The sequence below is a fragment of the Kribbella sp. NPDC026596 genome, assembly GCF_040638415.1.
Taxonomy (GTDB): Bacteria; Actinomycetota; Actinomycetes; order Propionibacteriales; family Kribbellaceae; genus Kribbella.
In genome coordinates this window covers 80,844-97,769 of record NZ_JBEZYF010000022.1, presented here as the reverse complement: position 1 = coordinate 97,769, position 16,926 = coordinate 80,844, and the positions used below count along the sequence as shown (strand labels likewise).

Here is a 16,926-nt window from a genome sequence, read left to right as displayed (position 1 = left end):
CCTCTCCTTCCCGCCCCGAGCGGAGCGAGGGGCGGTTGTTTCGTCTTTATCCTTTGAGGCTTCCAGCGGTGAGCCCGGCCATGATGCTCCGCTGGAACACGAAGAACACGAGGATTGTGGGGAGGCTGGCGATGACGAGTGATGCGATCAGCACGTTCTGCGGCATCTGCGCGGACAGCGACGCGATGCCGACACTGATCGACATCTTGTCCGTCTCCGGCAGCACCAGCAGCGGCCAGACGAAGTCCTTCCACACCGTCACCACGGACAGGATCGACACCACACCGAGGATCGGCCGCGACACCGGCAGCACGATCGACCAGAGGATCCTGCCGGGCGAGGCACCGTCGATCTCCGCGGCCTCCAGCAGTTCCCGCGGGATCGAGTCGAAGAACCGCTTGAGCAGGAAGACGAAGAACCCGTTCGCTGCCGCCGGTAACCAGATCGCCCACGGGGTGTTCAGCAGGTCGAGATGAAAGATCGGCAGATCCTTCGCGACCAGGTACGTCGGCAGCAGCAGAACCATCGGCGGAATCATCAGCGTCGCCAGCATCGCGCCGAGGATCAGCTTGCCGAAGAACGGCCGGAGTTTGGACAACGCGTACGCCGCGGTCACGTCGACGGCGAGGGTGAACAGCCACGCGCCACCGGCGTACAGGGCCGTGTTCTTCAGGAAGATACCCAGTTGTAATTGGTCCCAGGCTTCCTTGTAGACACCGAAGTCGTAGTCCTTCGGGAAGAAGCTGGGCGGGATCTGCGCCAGCTCGTCGGGTGACTTCAGCGCGCCGGTCACCATCCAGTACAGCGGGAACACGAAGGCTCCGGTGAACCCGATGACCACGACGGCCAGGACCGCCCAATAGATGACCCGGCCGTGCGGTGTCCGGAGCGCGAGGGGTGAGACCAGGGTCCTCATCGGGCGTCCTCCTCACGCGACACGCGCAGGTAGATCGTGGAGAACACCAGCAGCACGATCATCAGCATCAGGCCGAGCGCGCTGCCGCCGCCGAAGTCGCCGAAGTTGAAGGCGTACTGGTACATCAGGTAGGCGACCGTGACCGTCGCGTTCTCCGGGCCGCCGCCGGTCAGCAGGTACGGCTCGATGAACACCTGCATGGTCGCGACGACCTGCAGGAGCAGCATCACCAGCAGGATCAGCTTGGTCTGTGGGACCGTCACGTGCCAGACCCTTTTCAGCAGACCCGCTCCGTCCAGCTCGGCGGACTCGTACAGATCACCGGGGATGCTCTGCAGCGCGGCCAGGTAGATCAGCGTGCCGGTGCCGAGGTTCATCCAGGTGGACACGAGTACGAGGCTGACGAGCGCCGTACTCGTGGAGTCCAGCCAGCTCAGCGGCGCAAGGTGGAAGACGTCGAGCACCTGGTTGAACAGGCCCGCGCCGGGGTCGTAGAACCACTTGAACAGCAGCACGGCGACCGCGGGCGGCAGCATCACCGGCAGATAGACGACGAACCGCAGGTACGCCTTCGCGTGTCTGAGCTCGTTGAGTACGACGGCCAGCACGAACGGGACCGCATACCCGATCACCAGCGCGAGCCCACTGAACACCGCGGTGTTCAACCACGCCGACCGGAACGCCGGATCCTCGATCACCGTCCGGAAGTTGTCGAACCCGACCCACTTCCCCGGATCCACGAAGTTGTTCTGCTGAAAACTCAGCACCACCTCACGAACCATCGGATACCAGGAAAACAACGCAAAACAGATCAAAGCCCCGCACAAGAATCCGTAGGCGGTGAGGTTGCGCCCCAGCGCCCGTCGTAGTGCGCCATGGTCGTCTGGTGATTGCCGATCCGTCGTCCCCAACGCGCGGGGACGACGGACCTGCTCCTCGGTAACAGTCATTTAGGTGTTCTTTGCCAGGATCTTGTTGGCCTTGCTCTCGGCGTCGGATAGCAGTTTGTTGATGTCGGCGTCCTTGCGGGTGAGGACTGCGGACATCGCCACGTCGAGGACGGCGTACAGTTCCTGCGCCTTCGGTGGTTCGAGCTTGTTGGTGATGCTCGACTGCGCCTCGACGTACGGCGTGAAGTGGTCGACCGGGACCGTCGCGTACTGCTTGCGCAGGGCAACGATCTCCTTGCCCGGCGCGGAGTCGCCGTACAGGTCCGGGATCGGCAGCCCGACCGGCCGGCCCTGCTCCTTGGACCGTTCGTAGTTGAACTGCCCCTGGCCCGGCGTCAGCTCATGGAACTCCAGCCACAGCAGACCGGCCTTGATCTTCTCCGGCGTCGCCTTCGGGTTGAACATGTAGCCGTCGCCACCACTCAGCGACGCCTTCCCGTCGGACTCCGGTACGGCGGTGACGCCGTAGTCCTCGAACTTGCCCTGGAAGTCGTTGTTCACCGACTGCACGACATCCGGCGCACCGATCATCATGCCGAGCTTGCCGGAACCCATCATCCGCATCAGGTCCTCCCACTGGAGGAGCTGCTTGCTGCCCATCGAGTTGTCGTCCCAGCGCATCTTCTTCAGGTTCTCCAGGACCGCCTTGCCCTCGTCGCTGTTGAACGCGGCGGTCTTGCCGTCATCGCTGACCATCGAGCCGCCACGGGCATACAGCGACGCGGCGAAGTGCCAGCCGCCGGTGTTCCCGGCCGAGTACTCGCCATAGCCGACGTACCCCGCACCGAGCCCGGCGATCTTCTTCGCAGCTTCCTGCACTTCGGACCAGGTCTTCGGCGGGCTGTCCGGGTTCAGGCCGGCCTGCGTGAACAGCTTGCGGTTGTAGACCAGGCCCATGTTGTAGTTGTTCCGCGGCAGGCCGTAGCTCTTGTCGCCGTCCTTGAACACGCCCATCACGTCGGGCCGCAGATCCTTGACCGCCTTCACACTGCCGACGTACTGGCTGATGTCCGCGGCCTGCTTGGCCTTGATGATCTTCTGGACGTCGGTGTAGTAGACGTAGAAGACGTCCTCCTGAGTCCCGCCGGCCAGCTTCGCCTGGAAGGTGTCCGGGTTGATGCAGGGGAACGCGTCCTTGCTCTGGATGGTGATGTTCGGGTGCAGCTTCTCGAAAGCCGCCACATCCGCGTCCCAGGCCGTGCGTTCCTTCGGGTTGCTCTTCGGCGGCTGGCAGCCGACCGTGATCGTCACCGGCCCGTCCGCTGAGCCCTCGGCGGCCGGTTTCTTCTCCTCCCCCGATCCGCAGGACGCGGCCACCAGCCCGAGTCCTACCGCCAACACCAGGCTGAGCCCGCGGCGCGTTGTCCTCATCGATCCACCCTCTCCCTCGATCTTGCGCACACCGTAGGCAACTCGACAGTCTGGCGCAATAGTGGGATTAAATATTGCAAAATCGTGACTTCACCTGGGAAGGTTGCCCGTACGTACGCAGACGACAGCAGCCGCCGACCGACGAGCGGTCAGCGGCTGCGGGTGGAGTGGGTCAGATGCGGGCGCGCGCGGTGGACGCCCGGACCACCAGTTCGGGTTCGAAGAGGAGTTCGTCGGCGGGGACGGCGGCTCGCTCGATCAGGGCGACCAGCATTTCCACGGCAGCTCGGCCCATGGCGTCGATGGGCTGGCGGACGGTGGTGAGGGGCGGGTCGGTGCAGTTCATCATCGCGGAGTCGTCGTACCCGATCACCGAGACCTCGTCGGGGACGGTCAGGCCGGCCCGGCGGACCGCGCGGATGGCGCCGAGGGCGAGGATGTCGCTGGCGCAGACGATGCCGGTGACGCCGTTGTTCACCAACCGGGTCGCGGCCGCGTGCCCGCCCTCGAGCGAGAACATCGTGTGCTCGACCAGCTCCGGATCCGCCTCCTCCGCGGCGAGGAACGCGTCCAGCTTCCGCCGCGACGGGATGTGGTCACGCGGGCCGAGCACCATCCCGATCCGGCGGTGCCCGAGCGCGCGCAGGTGCCCGATCGCCATCTCCGCGGCGACGACGTCGTCCGACGAGACCTGTGGGAAGCCGAGGTGGTCGACGGCCGCGTTGACCAGCACGGTCGGCAGCTTGCGCTCCTTGATCAGCTCGTAGTGCGCGTGCGGCGCGTCCGCCTGGGCGTAGAACCCGCCGGCAAACACCACCCCGGACACCTGCTGCTGCAGGAGCAGATCCACATAGTCAGCCTCGGACACCCCACCGACCGTCCGGGTGCAGAGCAAGGACGTGAAACCTTGCTGCGCCAGCGCGCCGCCGACGACCTCGGCGAACGCGGGGAAGATCGGGTTCTGCAACTCCGGCAGCACCAGCCCGACGAGCCTGGCCCGATCACCGCGCAGCTGCGTGGGACGCTCGTACCCGAGCACGTCGAGCGCGGTGAGCACCGCCTCGCGGGTCGCCTCGGACACCCCGGGCTTGCCGTTCAGCACCCGGCTGACCGTGGCCTCACTGACCCCGACCTTCTTGGCCACCTCAGCAAGTCGTCGCGTCATGACGCAAACTCTACGCCTGTTCACGCAAGAATTTGCAAGCATTTGCGTCCGACGTTTCGCGGACCGGATCCACTGCCTGCGAGGTCAGCTTGCTGACAGACTGGGACCCGTGCCCCGATTCGTCGCCACCCGCCCGGACACCGGTCTGCTGTCGCTTCCGTGGGATGTGCCGCTGGAGGACTGGCCCGAGGACCAGCTGGTCGCCCTGCCGCGCGGTATCTCGCGGCACGTGGTCCGGTTCGTCCGGGTCAACGGCACTGTTTATGCGATCAAGGAGGTGCTCGAGCACCTCGCCATGCACGAGTACCGGCTGCTGCGCGACCTGGAACGGCTGGAGTCGCCCTCGGTCGAGCCGGTCGGCGTGATCACCGACCGGGTGGATCGCAACGGCGAGCCGATCGACTCGATCCTGATCACCCGGCACCTGCAGTTCTCGCTGCCCTACCGCGCGCTGTTCTCCAGCACGCTGCGACCCGACACGGTCAACCGGCTGATCGACGCCCTGGTCGCGCTGATCGTGCGGCTGCATCTGCTCGGGTTCTTCTGGGGCGACTGCTCGCTGTCCAACACCCTGTTCCGCCGGGACGCCGGCGCGTTCGCGGCGTACCTGGTGGATGCCGAGACCGGCGAGCTACACCAGGACATCTCCGACGGGCAGCGCGCGCACGACCTCTACACCGCGGAGATCAACCTGTTCGGCGAGCTGCTCGACCTGCAGGAGGGCGGACTGCTCGACCCGGACATCGACCCGCAGGAGACCGTCCAGTCGATCAACGACCGGTACGACGCTCTGTGGGCCGAGCTGACCGCCCCCGAGGAGTTCGCCACCGACGAGATGCACCGGCTGGATTCGCGGATCCGGCGGCTGAACGAGCTCGGCTTCGACGTCGCCGAGATCGACATCATCACCGACTGGGACGGCAGCCAGGTCCGGATCCAGCCGAAGGTCGTGGACGCCGGCCACCACTCCCGCCGGCTGCTCCGACTCACCGGTCTCGACGTCGAGGAGAACCAGGCCCGCCGGCTGCTGAACGACCTGGACTCGTTCGCCGCCGCCACCGACCAGCAGAACGAGGACGAGGAGATCGTCGCCCACCAGTGGCTGACCGAGGTCTTCGAAGCCGTCGTCCGCACGGTCCCGCGCGACCTGAAGCGCAAGCTCGAGCCCGCCGAGGTGTTCCACGAGGTGCTGGAGCACCGCTGGTTCCTCTCCGAACAAGCCGGCCACGAGATCGACACCATGGAGGCCGCGCGCTCCTATGTCGAGGACGTCCTGAGAGCCAAGCCCGACGAGAAGCTCGCCCTCCCGACCCCCGCGATCCCCGAGACCGACTGACGTCTGCAACGTCCGGCGCTCCACCAGCGTGAATAGGGTGGGAGGTGCCGGATGGAAGCAACCGAGGAACTGATTGCGGCGAGCCTGGCGATGCATGCGGCAGAGGCGCCGTCGGACGAACACCTGCTGTCCGGCGTCCACCGTCGCCTGCGCCGCCGCCGTACCGGCCGCGCCATCGTGGCCGTCGTTCTGGCCTGCGCCGCGGTCGCGACCGCAATCACCGCAACCCACTCACTCACCACCAAGCTCCGGAGCGACCCACAGGTCGCGCCTGGCTGGCGCTGGGAGTCGGACAAGGCCGCACAAGTCCAGGTCCCCGCGTCCTGGACGCAGTACATCTCCGGTCCCGCGCCCTGTACGACGTTCGCCAGCTACGACGGGGCCTGGACCGAGGAGACCCGCCTCGTCGCCGGCACGAAGATCAGCGTGCTGACCAACGACGACGCACTCCGCGGCCGCATCCTCGACTCGGCCGGCCCGCTCACCGGCACCGACTACTACCCGGTTGAGCCCAGCTCGCCGCCAAGCCCGCCGCCGCGTTCGCGCAGCGAGTCAACAGCTCACCGGAAGGTCCACCACCCGCCCGCGCCGAGGGCTGCGGCAACACCGACCGGCGCACCTTCGTCGTCACCCTGCACGGCCGCGCCAATTCCTACCCGGTCTGGATCACCGCCGACCCCTCAAGCCATCCCAGGACTCGCAACAGGCAAGGCGGTCAGGTCGTCGCCCAGTACGGCGTCCGCGGTCGCAAGGTACATCGCATCGAGCGACCGGATCCACAGGCCCTGATAGGCAGCCGCGGTGGTACGCGCCGCCTCGTCGACGTCGTAGACGGCGTAACTCCCATACGACGTGTTGTGGCAATGCCCGCCGGCCCGCCCCGGAAAGTCCATCACCGTGCTCCACGGACGCCGGTTGCATTACTTGATTCCGGAGGTGGAGAAGCCGCTGACGAAGCGGCGTTGCATGAACATGAAGAGGACCAGGACCGGGAGGACGTACATGACGGCTCCGGCGGCGACCAGGTTGTTCATCGGGAGGCCCTTGTCGTTGACGTAGCCGGTGGCCATCGCGACGGCCAGGGTGGTGCTGTCCTGGCTGAGGAACATGGCGGGGCCGACGAAATCGCCCCAGGCGCTGGTGAAGGACAGGATCACGCTGGCCGCGATCACCGGCCAGGACTGGGGCAGGAAGATCCGCCAGAAGATCCCGACGTACCCGCACCCGTCGATGATCGCCGCCTCCTCCATCTCCCGCGGGATGCCGGCGAAGAACTGCCGGAACAGGAAGATCAGGAACGCACTGCCGCCGAGCCCCCAAGCCACCCAGGGCCAGTACGTGTTGACCATGTGCAGCTTCGCGAAGATCAGGTACGTCGGAACGAGCGTGACGATCCCCGGCAGCATCATCGTGGCCAGCAGGACGACGAACAACTGCTTCTTCCCGGGCGCCGTCAGCCGGGCGAACCCGAACCCGACCCAGGCCGAGCTCAGCGTGGTCAGCGTCGTGGTGATGAACGCGATGGTGAGCGAGTTCTGCGTCGCACCGAGGAAGTTCACCTGACTGATCGCGTCGGTGAAGTTCGCGAACCGCGGCGCGGACGGCCACCAGGTCGGCGGGAACGACGCCATCTCGGCCGGCGACTTCAGCGAGGTCGACACGAGCCACAGGATCGGGCTGAGCATCACCAGGACGACGGCGAGCAGCACGATGTAGAGCGCCCAGCGGTTGGTCCTGGTCATCGCTTGCCCTCCGGCTCGACGGTGTAGAAGACGGTCCGGGCGCTGACCTTGATGATCACCAGCGTGACGAGCAGGATCACGGCGAACAGCAGCCACAACATCGCCGAGGCGTACCCGAAGCGAGAGGCGCTGAAGTACTGCGCGAAGACGTGGATCATGTAGAGGTAGTTGCCCTGTGGAACCGTGCCGGCCCCGCTCAGCGACCCCGACGACAGCAGCAACGGCGCGAACGACTGCAGCGATCCGATCACCCCGGTGATCACCTGGAACAGGATCACGGGCGACAACAACGGCACGGTGATCCTGCTGAAGGACTGCCAGTACGACGCTCCGTCCACCTGAGCCGCCTCGAGCAGCTCACGCGGAATGTCCTGCAACCCGGCCAGCGAAATGATCATCGACCCGCCACAACCCCACAGCACCAGCGCGTACAGCACGTAGCGCACATTCGGATCCACCAGCCAGGTGATCGGATTCGCCCCGAGCCCACTCAGTACGCCGTTCGCCGCGCCGGCGTCCCGGTCGAAGATCAGCCGGAAGGTCAACGCCGCCCCGACCGGCGGGACCACTGCCGGCAGGTAGATCAGCGCCCGGAACAACCCGCGACCCTTGAGTGGCTGGTTCAGAATCACCGCGAGCAGGAGCCCGGCGAAGATCGAGAGCGGCACCGTCACCAGCGCGAACAGTCCGGTCTTTCCGAGTGAGCTCAGGGTCAGCGGGTCGTGGAAGATGTCCACGTAGTTCTGGAAACCGACGAAGTGCGTCCTCGGCGACAGCCCGTCGGAGTCGGTCAGACTGAGCCAGAAGGCATAGCCCAGCGGGAACACGGTCAGCGCGACGAACCCGATGATCCAGGGCGCGACGAACAGGTAGAACGTCCGGGCCTTCCGCAGACTCGGCGGCTTCTTCCGGCGGTCCGCGCCGCGTTCAACCGCGGGCTCCAGGACGGGACGTCGTACCTCGGTCAGTGCCGAGCTCACCGCAACCGCTTCTTTCCATCGGCGAGCTGCGCGTTGATCTGGGTGTTCAGGCTGTCGGCGAACTGGGCCGGCGACAGGGTTCCCTTGATTGCCTTGGGCAACTCCCGGCCGATCACGCCGTCGATCGCGTCCAATCGCACGTACGGTGTGAAGGTCATGACCGAGAAGTACTTCTGCTCGGCCATCTGGACCTGGTACGCCTCCTTCTGGAAGGGCTGGGTCTGCGGCATCAGCTTCTGCAGCGACTTCAACGGCGGGATGCCCCAGCCGCCCGTCGCCCGCGCCTTGGCGGGGTCGCCGGCCAGGAACCACTCCATCACCGCCCAGGCGGCGTCCTTGTTCTTGCCGGCCTTCGGCATCCACAGGCCGGTCGCGCCGTAACAGGGGCTGATCCGAGCCCCGGTGCCGAACTGCGGCGCCGGCAGCAGGTGGGCGAGTTTCGCGTTCTTCGCATCGGTGCCGAACAGGCCGCCGAACCAGTAGCCGTCGGTCGCGACCGCCATCCGCCCGGCCTGGAATGTCGGGCCATCCCAGCCGTTCGGGTCGGGATTGAGCACGGTCGGGCCGATGCCGGCCTTGGCGTAGTCGAGGTACCAGGTGATCGCGCGCAGCGCTTCCGGACTGGTCAGGTCGACCGAGGCGAGGTCGTCGGCGAGCACCTTCCCACCGGCCGAAGCAGTCATCCCGCAGAGCGTGATGAACACGCTCAAGCCGTTCGCGTTCAGGCCGTACGCACTGACCTTCGCTCCTTGCCGCTTCGTCAGCCGCTTGCCGAGGTCGAGCAGTTCGTCGAACGACAACGGCTCGGCCGAGGTCGGATGCGGCACCTTCGCGGCGTCGAACAGCGCCGAGTTGTACCAGAGCATGGCGTCCTGCGAGTAGTCCTTCGCGAACCCGTACCGCGGGCCCGATCCCTGTTTCTGGCCGTCGAACCGCCACAGGTCGTTCACCGCGTCGATGTCGTCGGCCTTGATCAGCGTGCTCTTCGCGAAGTACGGATCGAGGTCCTCGGCCACCTGCCGGGCCGCGAGGTACGCCGTGTCCGTTGCACCCATGCCGCGGACGACGTCCGGCGGGTTGCCGCTGGCCAGCATCGCGGTCAGCTTGGTCAGGTCGTACTCGACCGTCTTCACGGTGATGCCGAGCGCCTGCCCGGCCGCCTTGGCCTCCTTCGGGCCGAACTCACCCGACTGGGACATGACGGTCACCGTCCCCTTGGCGGCCGAGCCCGAGGCGACGGCGGCTGGAGTGTTGGTGGAGGACGCGGGCGAGCAGCCGACCGCGAGCGCGCCGCCGGCGGCCGCGCCGCTCAGCGCCAGGAACCGGCGGCGGGAGAGCCCTGCGTTCATAGTGGTCATGGCCAACCTCTCAATCTGAAGTTTCCGGATCGAAGAGCCGGCAGACCGGGCCGGAGGAGGGCCCGGCCCGGTCTGCCAGCGCTTCGCTGTCGTCCTCGGGGCGATAGCCGAGCTCGTGCCGCGCCGAGGTGATGTCCCAGTGGTTTCGGGTATTCGCGGAGACGCCGAAGTGCACGCCGTACCGCTCGCCGGTCTGCAAGGCCGCGAGCACCAAGCGGCCGGCGTCGTCGTCGGACAGCCACTGCCCGAGGTAGCGCCGTTCGGTCGGCGCCCAGCCGGTCAGGCCGAGCCGCAGACAGGTGACGGATGCGCCGGTGCGTTCCGCATGCGTCCGGCCCAGCACCTCCAGCACGACCTTGCCGAGCCCGTACGGACAGCACGGGCGCGGGTCAAGCCGTGGATCGACCGGCCAGTGCGCCGGGCGGTTGTACTCCCCCAATGCGTGCAGTGAGCTGGCCAGCACCAGCTTCGGTACGCCGTGGGCCGCGGCGGATTCGAGCACAACCTGGGTCGTCCGCACGTTGGCGGCGTACACGCTGTCCCAGGTCTGCCAAGGGCTGCTGTTCGCCGCCAGGTGCAGGACCGCGTCCGCCCCCGCGAACACCCGGTACGCCGCCTCGGGATCACCGATATCGGCTTGGACCACCTCGTCGGTCGGCGCGGTCGGCGTCGCCCGATCGACCAGCCGGAGCCGGTAGTGCTTGCGTAGCCACGGCAGCAGCACCGTGGCGACGCGCCCCAGCCCGCCGGTGACCACCACCAGCGGCGCACGGTCGTTCCGCACAGCGTCCATGTCGTCATCCAGGTCGCCGGGCCCGGGGCCGATGCCCGAACTGTGGGCGAAATTGTTCGAGCACTTCGCGGTCTGTGTCAAGAGTGTGAACACACAATGTCAGTTTTGTTGACGACAGCACGGCGATTCGCCGATACTCGTCCACGTGGCTGCGAAGGAGACCGGATCACTGCGGGCGCTGCGGCGTACCAACTCCGAACGGATGCTGTCCGCGCTGATGGAGCACGGGGCGTTGCACCGGGCCGAGCTGGCGCGGATCTGCGGCGTCTCCCGGACGACCGTGTCCACGATCGTGGCCGACCTGATCACCGGTGGCGTGGTGATCGAGGTGGTCGGCGACCAGGTGGCGCAGGCCGGCATCGACGCATCCGAGGTCGATGGCCGGGCCCGCGGTTTCCTGCAGGCCAACCCGGCCTCCGGAACAGCGGCCGGTCTGGACTTCACCCTCGAACGGGTGTGGTGCCATCTCACCGACCTGTCCGGCCGGACGCTCGCGAGTGAAGGCGCGACCGCCGCTCGCGATACCCCGTGGCAGGAGCGGCTCACCGCCGGACTCGCGCTGCTCGACGACTTGCTTGGCCGGGCGGGACTCGATCGGGACAGCCTGGTCGGTGTCGCGATCGGCGTCCCCGGGCCGCTTGATCTGCAGACCGGCGTGATCGGTCCGTCACTACCGGGCCAGGCGTGGGCCGGGGTGAACGTCGCGGCCGAGTTCCGCCGGCATCTCGCCGTACCGCTGCTGGTGGACAACAACACCCGCCTGGAGGCGGTCGCCGAGTTCACCTGGGGCGCGGGCCGAGGCGCGCGCGACGTGTTGTACCTCGGGCTGTCCACCGGTATCGGCTCCGGATTACTTGTCGACGGCAACCTTCATCACGGCGGCGCGCGTGGTGGCGGCGGCGAGATCGGCCACCTGTCGGCGGACTCGACCGGCGCGGTCTGCCCCTGTGGGAACCGTGGCTGCCTGGTGCAGTATGCGTCGCTGCCCGCCGTTCTCGCGGCTCTTGCGCCAGTGCTCGGCGCGGATGCCGGTCTCGATGACCTGCTCGCGGCCGCCGCGGACGGTCAGCCGGACACCGTGCGGGTGTTGCGCGAGGCCGGGGAGCTCACCGGGCGGGTGCTGGCGAACATCTGCAACCTGCTCAACCCGGAGCGGATCATCGTCGGCGGTGAGCTCGCCCGAGCCGGCGAGCTGGTGCTGGAGCCAATCCGCGCCACCCTGCGCCGGACCGCGATGGCCCTCACCCGTGACGTCGAGGTGGTCGCCGCGGAGCTCGATCTCGGCGCCCGCGCGGGTGCGTCCGGCGCCGCCGCCCTGGTGCTCCGCCAAACCGACCAGCTGGTCGCCTCCCTGTTGACCAGCACGGACCTTCGAGCAAACGAGGCAATGTGAAGATCGTCGGATACGAGACGTTCCTGGTGGCGCCGCGGTGGCAGTTCCTGCGGATCGATACCGACGAAGGGATCAGCGGCTGGGGTGAGCCGATCGTCGAGGGGCGGGCGGAGGCGGTCCAGGGCGCGGTCGCGGCGTTGATGGAGTACCTCGTCGGTTCTGATCCGCTCCGGATCGAGGATCACTGGCAGACCATGGCCAAGGGCGGTTTCTACCGTGGCGGTCCGGTGCTGTCGAGCGCGTTGGCCGGCATCGACCAAGCCCTGTGGGACATCAAGGGCCGCTACCACGAGACTCCGGTGCACGAGTTGCTCGGCGGTCCGGTCCGTGAGCGGGTGCGCATCTACACCTGGGTCCACGGCCGCGACAACGCCCAACTCGTCGACGAGGCGCAAGCCAAGGTGGCCAAGGGATTCACGGCCCTCAAGCTCAACCTCTCCGAGGCGCTGCCGCCGATCCCGTCACCCGCGCAGCTCCGCGCCGCGGTGAGCCGGGTCGAGGCGTTACGCGCCGCACTCGGCGACGGGGTCGACATCGCCCTCGATTTCCACGGCCGCTTCAGTACGGCGGCCACCCGCCAGATCCTGCCCTTGCTCGAGCCGCTGCTGCCGATGTTCATCGAGGAGCCGGTGCTGCCCGAGTTCGCCCGGGACCTGCGCCGGATCACCGAGTCGACCAGCATCCCGATCGCCACCGGCGAGCGGCTCTTCTCCCGCTGGGACTTCCGGGACGTGCTCACCACCGGCATCGCGGTCGCCCAACCGGACATCTCGCACGCGGGCGGCATCTCCGAGGTCCGGCGGATCGCCGCCATGGCCGAGGCGTACGACGTGTCCGTCGCGCCGCATTGCCCGTTGGGCCCGATCACGCTGGCGGCCAGCCTGCAGATCGACCTGGCCATCCCGAACTTCCTCATCCAGGAGCAGAGCCTCGGTATCGAGTACGGCGGCGGCAACGCGCTGCTCGACTACCTGGTCGACCCGCAGGTCTTCTCGTTCGTCGACGGCCACATCGAGCGACCCACCGGTCCCGGGCTGGGCATCGAGGTCAACGAGGACGTCGTACGCGCCGCTGCCGCCGAAGGCCACACCTGGCGATCACCGGTACTGCGGCACGACGACGGCTCCTTCGCCGAATGGTGACCGCGCAGACCCCGCCGATGGGCTGGAACAGCTGGGACTGCTTCGGTACGACGGTCACCGAGGCGGAAGTGCTCGCGAACGCACAGGTGATGCACGACCGGCTGCTCTTCGCCGGTTGGGACACGGTGGCACCTCGAGTCCGAGATCCCGCCGCATGGTGTGCGGTGGTTGCGGCTTACCTAGGTGGCATGCGGAGGGCGCCGTCCAACCGGATGACCTCGCCGTTGAGGAGTTGGTTGTCGAGGATGTGGCGGACCAAGGCGGCGTACTCAGAGGGGCGACCCAGGCGCGAGGGATGCGGGACCTGCTGCTCCAGCACGGCGCGGGTCTCCTCGGGAAGGCCGGCCAGCATCGGGGTCTCCATCGTGCCCGGAGCGATGGTGACCACGCGGATGCCCTTGTCCGCAAGGTCTCGGGCCGCGGTCAGGGTGAGGCCGACGATGCCGCCCTTGCTGGCCGCGTACGCCGCCTGCCCGACCTGACCGTCGTACGCCGCGATCGACGCTGTCATCACCACGGCACCGCGATCCCCGTCCTCGCCGGGCTCGGACGCGATCATCCGCTCGGCGGCCAGCCGGAGCACGTTGAAGGTGCCGATCAGGTTGACCTCGACCACCTGCCGAAACGTTGCCAGCGGCAACGGACCCTTGCGGCCGACGACCCGGCCGGGGGTCGCGATGCCGGCGCACGTGACCACCACCCGCAGCGTCCCGAGGCCGGCGGCCGCATCCAGCGCGGCCGCGACCGCGGTCTCGTCGGTGACGTCGGCCGGGGCGAACACGACCCGGTCACCCAGCTCGTCCGCGACCGCCTTGCCCGCCGAGGACGGCAGGTCGACGATCACGACCCCGAGTCCGTCGGCGGCGAGCCGGCGTACCGTCGCCTCTCCGAGCCCCGATCCACCACCGGTGACCAGAGCGACGTCGGACGGGCCAAACTTCATGAAACGCTCCTGAGTAGGTCGCGGCTGATGACGAGCCGCTGGATCTGGTTGGTTCCTTCGAAGATCTGGGTCACCTTGGCCTCGCGCATGTACCGCTCGGCCGGGAACTCGCGGGTGTAACCGTACCCACCGAGCACCTGGACCGCGTCCGTGGTGACCCTCATCGCGGCGTCGGTACAGATCAGCTTGGCGATCGCCGCCTGCTGGGTGAACGGCCGGCCGAGGTCGCGCCGGCGCGCGGCCTGCAGGTACGTCGACCGGGCCGACTCGACCGCGGCGGCCATGTCGGCAAGCAGGAACTGCACCCCCTGGAAGTCCGCGATCGGCTGCCCGAACTGCTGCCGCCCCTTCGCGTACGACGCGGCGACCTCGAGCGCGGCCTGGGCCAGTCCGGTCGCGCACGCGGCGATCCCGAGCCGGCCGGAATCCAGCGCGGACAGGGCGATCCGCATGCCCTGACCCTCCGCACCGATCAGGTTCGCGGCCGGGATCCGGACGTCGTCGTAGTTGACCAGCGTGGTGGTCGATCCGGTCAGGCCCATCTTCCGCTCGGGCGCGCCGAAGCTGAGCCCCTCGGCCGACGCGGGGACGTGGAAGGCGGAGATGCCGTGCTTCGGGTCGTCCGAGGTACGCGCGAAGGTCGTGTAGAAGTCGGCGTGTGAGCCGTGGCTGATCCACGCCTTGGTCCCGCGCAGGACGTACTCGTCGCCGTCGCGGACCGCTCGCGTGGTCATCCCGCTGATGTCGGAACCGGCTTGCGGCTCGGACAGCGCGTACGCACCGAGCAGCTCGCCGCCGATCATGTCGGGCAGCAACCGGGCACGCTGCTCCTCGGCGCCGAAGGTGGCTAGTCCGTAGCTGGTCATCGTGTGCACCGAGACCCCGACGCCCACCGACATCCAGGCTGCGGCGATCTCCTCGAGCATCTGCAGGTACACCTCGTACGGCTGCTCGGCGCCGCCGTACTGCTCGGGGTAAGGCAGGCCGAGCAGGCCGGCCTTGCCCAGCGTGCGGAACGCGTCCCGCGGGAACGTCTCGCTCTCCTCAGCCCGGGCGGCGTGCGGCGCGAGCTCGTGGTCGCACAGGTCACGCACCAGGGCGAGCAGCTCAGTGGATTCTTCGGTCGGCAGGAGACGATCGACAGCCATCAGGCACCCCTCTCAACGGCTGACGAAATGATACTACGGATGATACTGAGGACCATACGTCAGTATCGTTCTATGCTGTCTCGATATGACAACAGTCGTGCCGGGGCGCCGTACCCGCAGGCAGTCCGAGCTGCTCGACCGGCTCTTGGTCCTGTTCCTCGAACAAGGCTTCAGCCGGTTCACCCTGGACGACCTGGCCGCCGAGCTGCGCTGCAGCAAGACGACCCTGTACGCACTCGCGCCGAGCAAGGAACAGCTCGCCGTCGAGGTGGTGAAGCACTACTTCAAGAATGCCACCGCCCAGGTCGAGTCGGCCGTCGCCCGGCAGACCCGGCACGACCGGCGGATCGCGGCGTACCTGAACGCGGTCGCGGACGCGCTCCGGCCGGCCAGCCGGACCTTCCTCGACGACGTGGCCACGTTCGCGCCGGCCCGGTCGGTGTACGAGCGGAACACCCGGATCGCGGCCGACCGGGTCCGGACGCTGATCGAGGACGGCATCAACAACAAGATGTTCCGGCAGGTCGACATCGCGTTCGCGGCCGAGATGATCGCGCACACCATGCAGGCGATCCAGCGCGGTGACATCGCCCGCCGGACCGGCCTGAACGACGCCGAGGCCTACCGCGAACTCGCGTCCTTCGTCCTGCATTCACTCCGCCTGGACTGACCTCGGCGGACACTTAGACTTCTTCAACTAAACATTCAAGTCCCGAAGCTCATCAGAACCGCACGCCCCGGAAGGCTGATGGCCATGAAATCTTCCATACTCCGACGCTCCGCGGCCATCTTCGCCGCCGCGGCGCTGACGCTGGCCGCCGCCGTACCGGCCAAGGCCGATCCGGTGAAGCCACCGCGGCTGTCCGCGAAGGCGATCACCTCTGCCCTGAACGAGCAGGTGAACACCCCAGGTACCGCCTGGATGACCAAGCCGGACGGCACGGTCCTGGTGTCCTACGACTCCACCGTCACCGGCAGCAAGCTGACCGCGCTGACCAACGTGACCAAGCGGCTCGGCGAGGGCATCGCCGTCGAGAAGCTGCCCGGCAAGCTGACCAAGTACATCAGCGGCGGCATGGCGACGTACGGCGGTGACATCAGGTGCACGGTGGGCTTCAACGTCCAGCGGCGCGGGAAGTACTACTTCCTCACCGCCGGACACTGTGGCGTCGAGGCCACCCAGTGGTACCAGGACGCCCAGCACGCCGTCTTCACCGGCACGGTGCATCAACCCAGCTACCCCTGGAACGACTACTCGCTGGTCGTCTACCGCACCGGCATCAAGCCGCCGGGCGGCAGCGTGTACCTCTACAACGGGCACTCGCAGGACATCACCACGGCGATGAACCCGGGCGTCGGGCAGTACGTGTACCGCAGCGGCTCCACCAGCGGCCTGCACAGCGGCCGGGTCACCGGGCTGAACGCGACGGTGAACTACGGCGACGGCCGGGTGGCCGGCCTGATCCGTACCAGCGTGTGCGCGGAGCCGGGCGACTCGGGCGGGCCGCTGTTCTACCGGCAGTGGGCCTTCGGACTGACCTCGGGCGGCTCCGGCGACTGCAAATCGGGCGGCGTCACCTACTTCCAGCCGGTCGTCGAGGCCCTCAAGGCGTACGGGGTCTCCGTCTACTGAGCGCAGGTTTTCCCCTACTCTCCGAGTTTGCCTGAATACTCAGGGAGAGAGTGGGT

Annotated in this window: 16 protein-coding genes; 6 read left to right on the top strand and 10 right to left on the bottom strand. The window is 67.7% G+C overall.

Annotation, left to right across the window (positions count from 1 at the left end):
* Positions 1 to 46: 46 nt before the first annotated feature.
* From AB0E63_RS20245 to AB0E63_RS20230, 4 genes are all read right to left on the bottom strand, one after another.
* The gene (locus tag AB0E63_RS20245) at positions 47 to 916 is read right to left on the bottom strand and encodes a carbohydrate ABC transporter permease (RefSeq protein WP_360368067.1); all 870 of its coding nucleotides are present in this window, start codon (positions 914 to 916) and stop codon (positions 47 to 49) included.
* Positions 913 to 1,698 carry a sugar ABC transporter permease gene (locus AB0E63_RS20240; RefSeq protein WP_360368064.1) on the bottom strand — a complete coding sequence of 262 codons (786 nt, stop codon included), beginning with the start codon at positions 1,696 to 1,698 and terminating at the stop codon, positions 913 to 915. Before AB0E63_RS20240 ends, AB0E63_RS20245 begins: the two co-directional genes overlap by 4 nt.
* Before the next feature lie 168 nt (positions 1,699 to 1,866).
* Positions 1,867 to 3,237, bottom strand: a complete 1,371-nt coding sequence (locus AB0E63_RS20235; protein ID WP_360368061.1) for an extracellular solute-binding protein — start codon at positions 3,235 to 3,237, stop codon at positions 1,867 to 1,869.
* A 172-nt stretch (positions 3,238 to 3,409) separates the two neighbouring features.
* Entirely contained in the window at positions 3,410 to 4,402 is a 993-nt protein-coding gene (locus AB0E63_RS20230) for a LacI family DNA-binding transcriptional regulator (protein ID WP_360368058.1), read from the bottom strand.
* Positions 4,403 to 4,511: 109 nt separating this feature from the next.
* Between AB0E63_RS20230 and AB0E63_RS20225 the strand changes: the two genes are divergently transcribed.
* Both AB0E63_RS20225 and AB0E63_RS20220 read left to right on the top strand, forming a co-directional pair.
* A complete protein-coding gene (locus AB0E63_RS20225; protein WP_360368055.1) occupies positions 4,512 to 5,738 on the top strand; it encodes a DUF4032 domain-containing protein in 1,227 nt (408 codons plus the stop codon).
* A gap of 51 nt (positions 5,739 to 5,789) precedes the next feature.
* The gene (locus tag AB0E63_RS20220; protein WP_360368052.1) at positions 5,790 to 6,527 is read left to right on the top strand and encodes a hypothetical protein; all 738 of its coding nucleotides are present in this window, start codon (positions 5,790 to 5,792) and stop codon (positions 6,525 to 6,527) included.
* A 131-nt stretch (positions 6,528 to 6,658) separates the two neighbouring features.
* Here the strand turns inward: AB0E63_RS20220 and AB0E63_RS20215 are convergent, their stop codons facing one another.
* The 4 genes from AB0E63_RS20215 to AB0E63_RS20200 are packed head-to-tail and all read right to left on the bottom strand — an operon-like array spanning position 6,659 to position 10,611.
* Complete coding sequence (locus AB0E63_RS20215; RefSeq protein ID WP_360368050.1) at positions 6,659 to 7,480, bottom strand: carbohydrate ABC transporter permease; 822 nt, start codon at positions 7,478 to 7,480, stop codon at positions 6,659 to 6,661.
* The gene (locus tag AB0E63_RS20210; protein WP_360368047.1) at positions 7,477 to 8,460 is read right to left on the bottom strand and encodes a sugar ABC transporter permease; all 984 of its coding nucleotides are present in this window, start codon (positions 8,458 to 8,460) and stop codon (positions 7,477 to 7,479) included. Before AB0E63_RS20210 ends, AB0E63_RS20215 begins: the two co-directional genes overlap by 4 nt.
* Positions 8,457 to 9,818 carry an extracellular solute-binding protein gene (locus tag AB0E63_RS20205; RefSeq protein WP_360368044.1) on the bottom strand — a complete coding sequence of 454 codons (1,362 nt, stop codon included), beginning with the start codon at positions 9,816 to 9,818 and terminating at the stop codon, positions 8,457 to 8,459. Before AB0E63_RS20205 ends, AB0E63_RS20210 begins: the two co-directional genes overlap by 4 nt.
* 10 nt (positions 9,819 to 9,828) lie before the next feature.
* Positions 9,829 to 10,611, bottom strand: a complete 783-nt coding sequence (locus AB0E63_RS20200; RefSeq protein WP_360368041.1) for an NAD(P)-dependent oxidoreductase — start codon at positions 10,609 to 10,611, stop codon at positions 9,829 to 9,831.
* A gap of 145 nt (positions 10,612 to 10,756) precedes the next feature.
* Between AB0E63_RS20200 and AB0E63_RS20195 the strand changes: the two genes are divergently transcribed.
* Positions 10,757 to 12,004, top strand: a complete 1,248-nt coding sequence (locus tag AB0E63_RS20195; protein WP_360368038.1) for an ROK family transcriptional regulator — start codon at positions 10,757 to 10,759, stop codon at positions 12,002 to 12,004.
* Positions 12,001 to 13,146 carry a galactonate dehydratase gene (dgoD, locus tag AB0E63_RS20190; RefSeq protein ID WP_360368035.1) on the top strand — a complete coding sequence of 382 codons (1,146 nt, stop codon included), beginning with the start codon at positions 12,001 to 12,003 and terminating at the stop codon, positions 13,144 to 13,146. Before AB0E63_RS20195 ends, dgoD begins: the two co-directional genes overlap by 4 nt.
* A gap of 175 nt (positions 13,147 to 13,321) precedes the next feature.
* Here the strand turns inward: dgoD and AB0E63_RS20185 are convergent, their stop codons facing one another.
* Both AB0E63_RS20185 and AB0E63_RS20180 read right to left on the bottom strand, forming a co-directional pair.
* Positions 13,322 to 14,089: an SDR family NAD(P)-dependent oxidoreductase gene (locus tag AB0E63_RS20185; protein WP_360368033.1), complete on the bottom strand. Its 768-nt coding sequence runs from the start codon at positions 14,087 to 14,089 to the stop codon at positions 13,322 to 13,324.
* Positions 14,086 to 15,237, bottom strand: coding sequence for an acyl-CoA dehydrogenase family protein (locus AB0E63_RS20180; protein WP_360368030.1), 1,152 nt, complete (start codon positions 15,235 to 15,237; stop codon positions 14,086 to 14,088). Before AB0E63_RS20180 ends, AB0E63_RS20185 begins: the two co-directional genes overlap by 4 nt.
* An 85-nt stretch (positions 15,238 to 15,322) precedes the next feature.
* On the opposite strand from AB0E63_RS20180, the gene AB0E63_RS20175 reads away from it, so the two are divergent.
* Together AB0E63_RS20175 and AB0E63_RS20170 are read left to right on the top strand one after the other, a co-directional pair.
* Positions 15,323 to 15,907: a TetR/AcrR family transcriptional regulator gene (locus AB0E63_RS20175; protein ID WP_360368027.1), complete on the top strand. Its 585-nt coding sequence runs from the start codon at positions 15,323 to 15,325 to the stop codon at positions 15,905 to 15,907.
* Between the two features lie 84 nt (positions 15,908 to 15,991).
* Positions 15,992 to 16,870 carry a S1 family peptidase gene (locus AB0E63_RS20170; protein ID WP_360368024.1) on the top strand — a complete coding sequence of 293 codons (879 nt, stop codon included), beginning with the start codon at positions 15,992 to 15,994 and terminating at the stop codon, positions 16,868 to 16,870.
* Positions 16,871 to 16,926 lie beyond the last annotated feature (56 nt).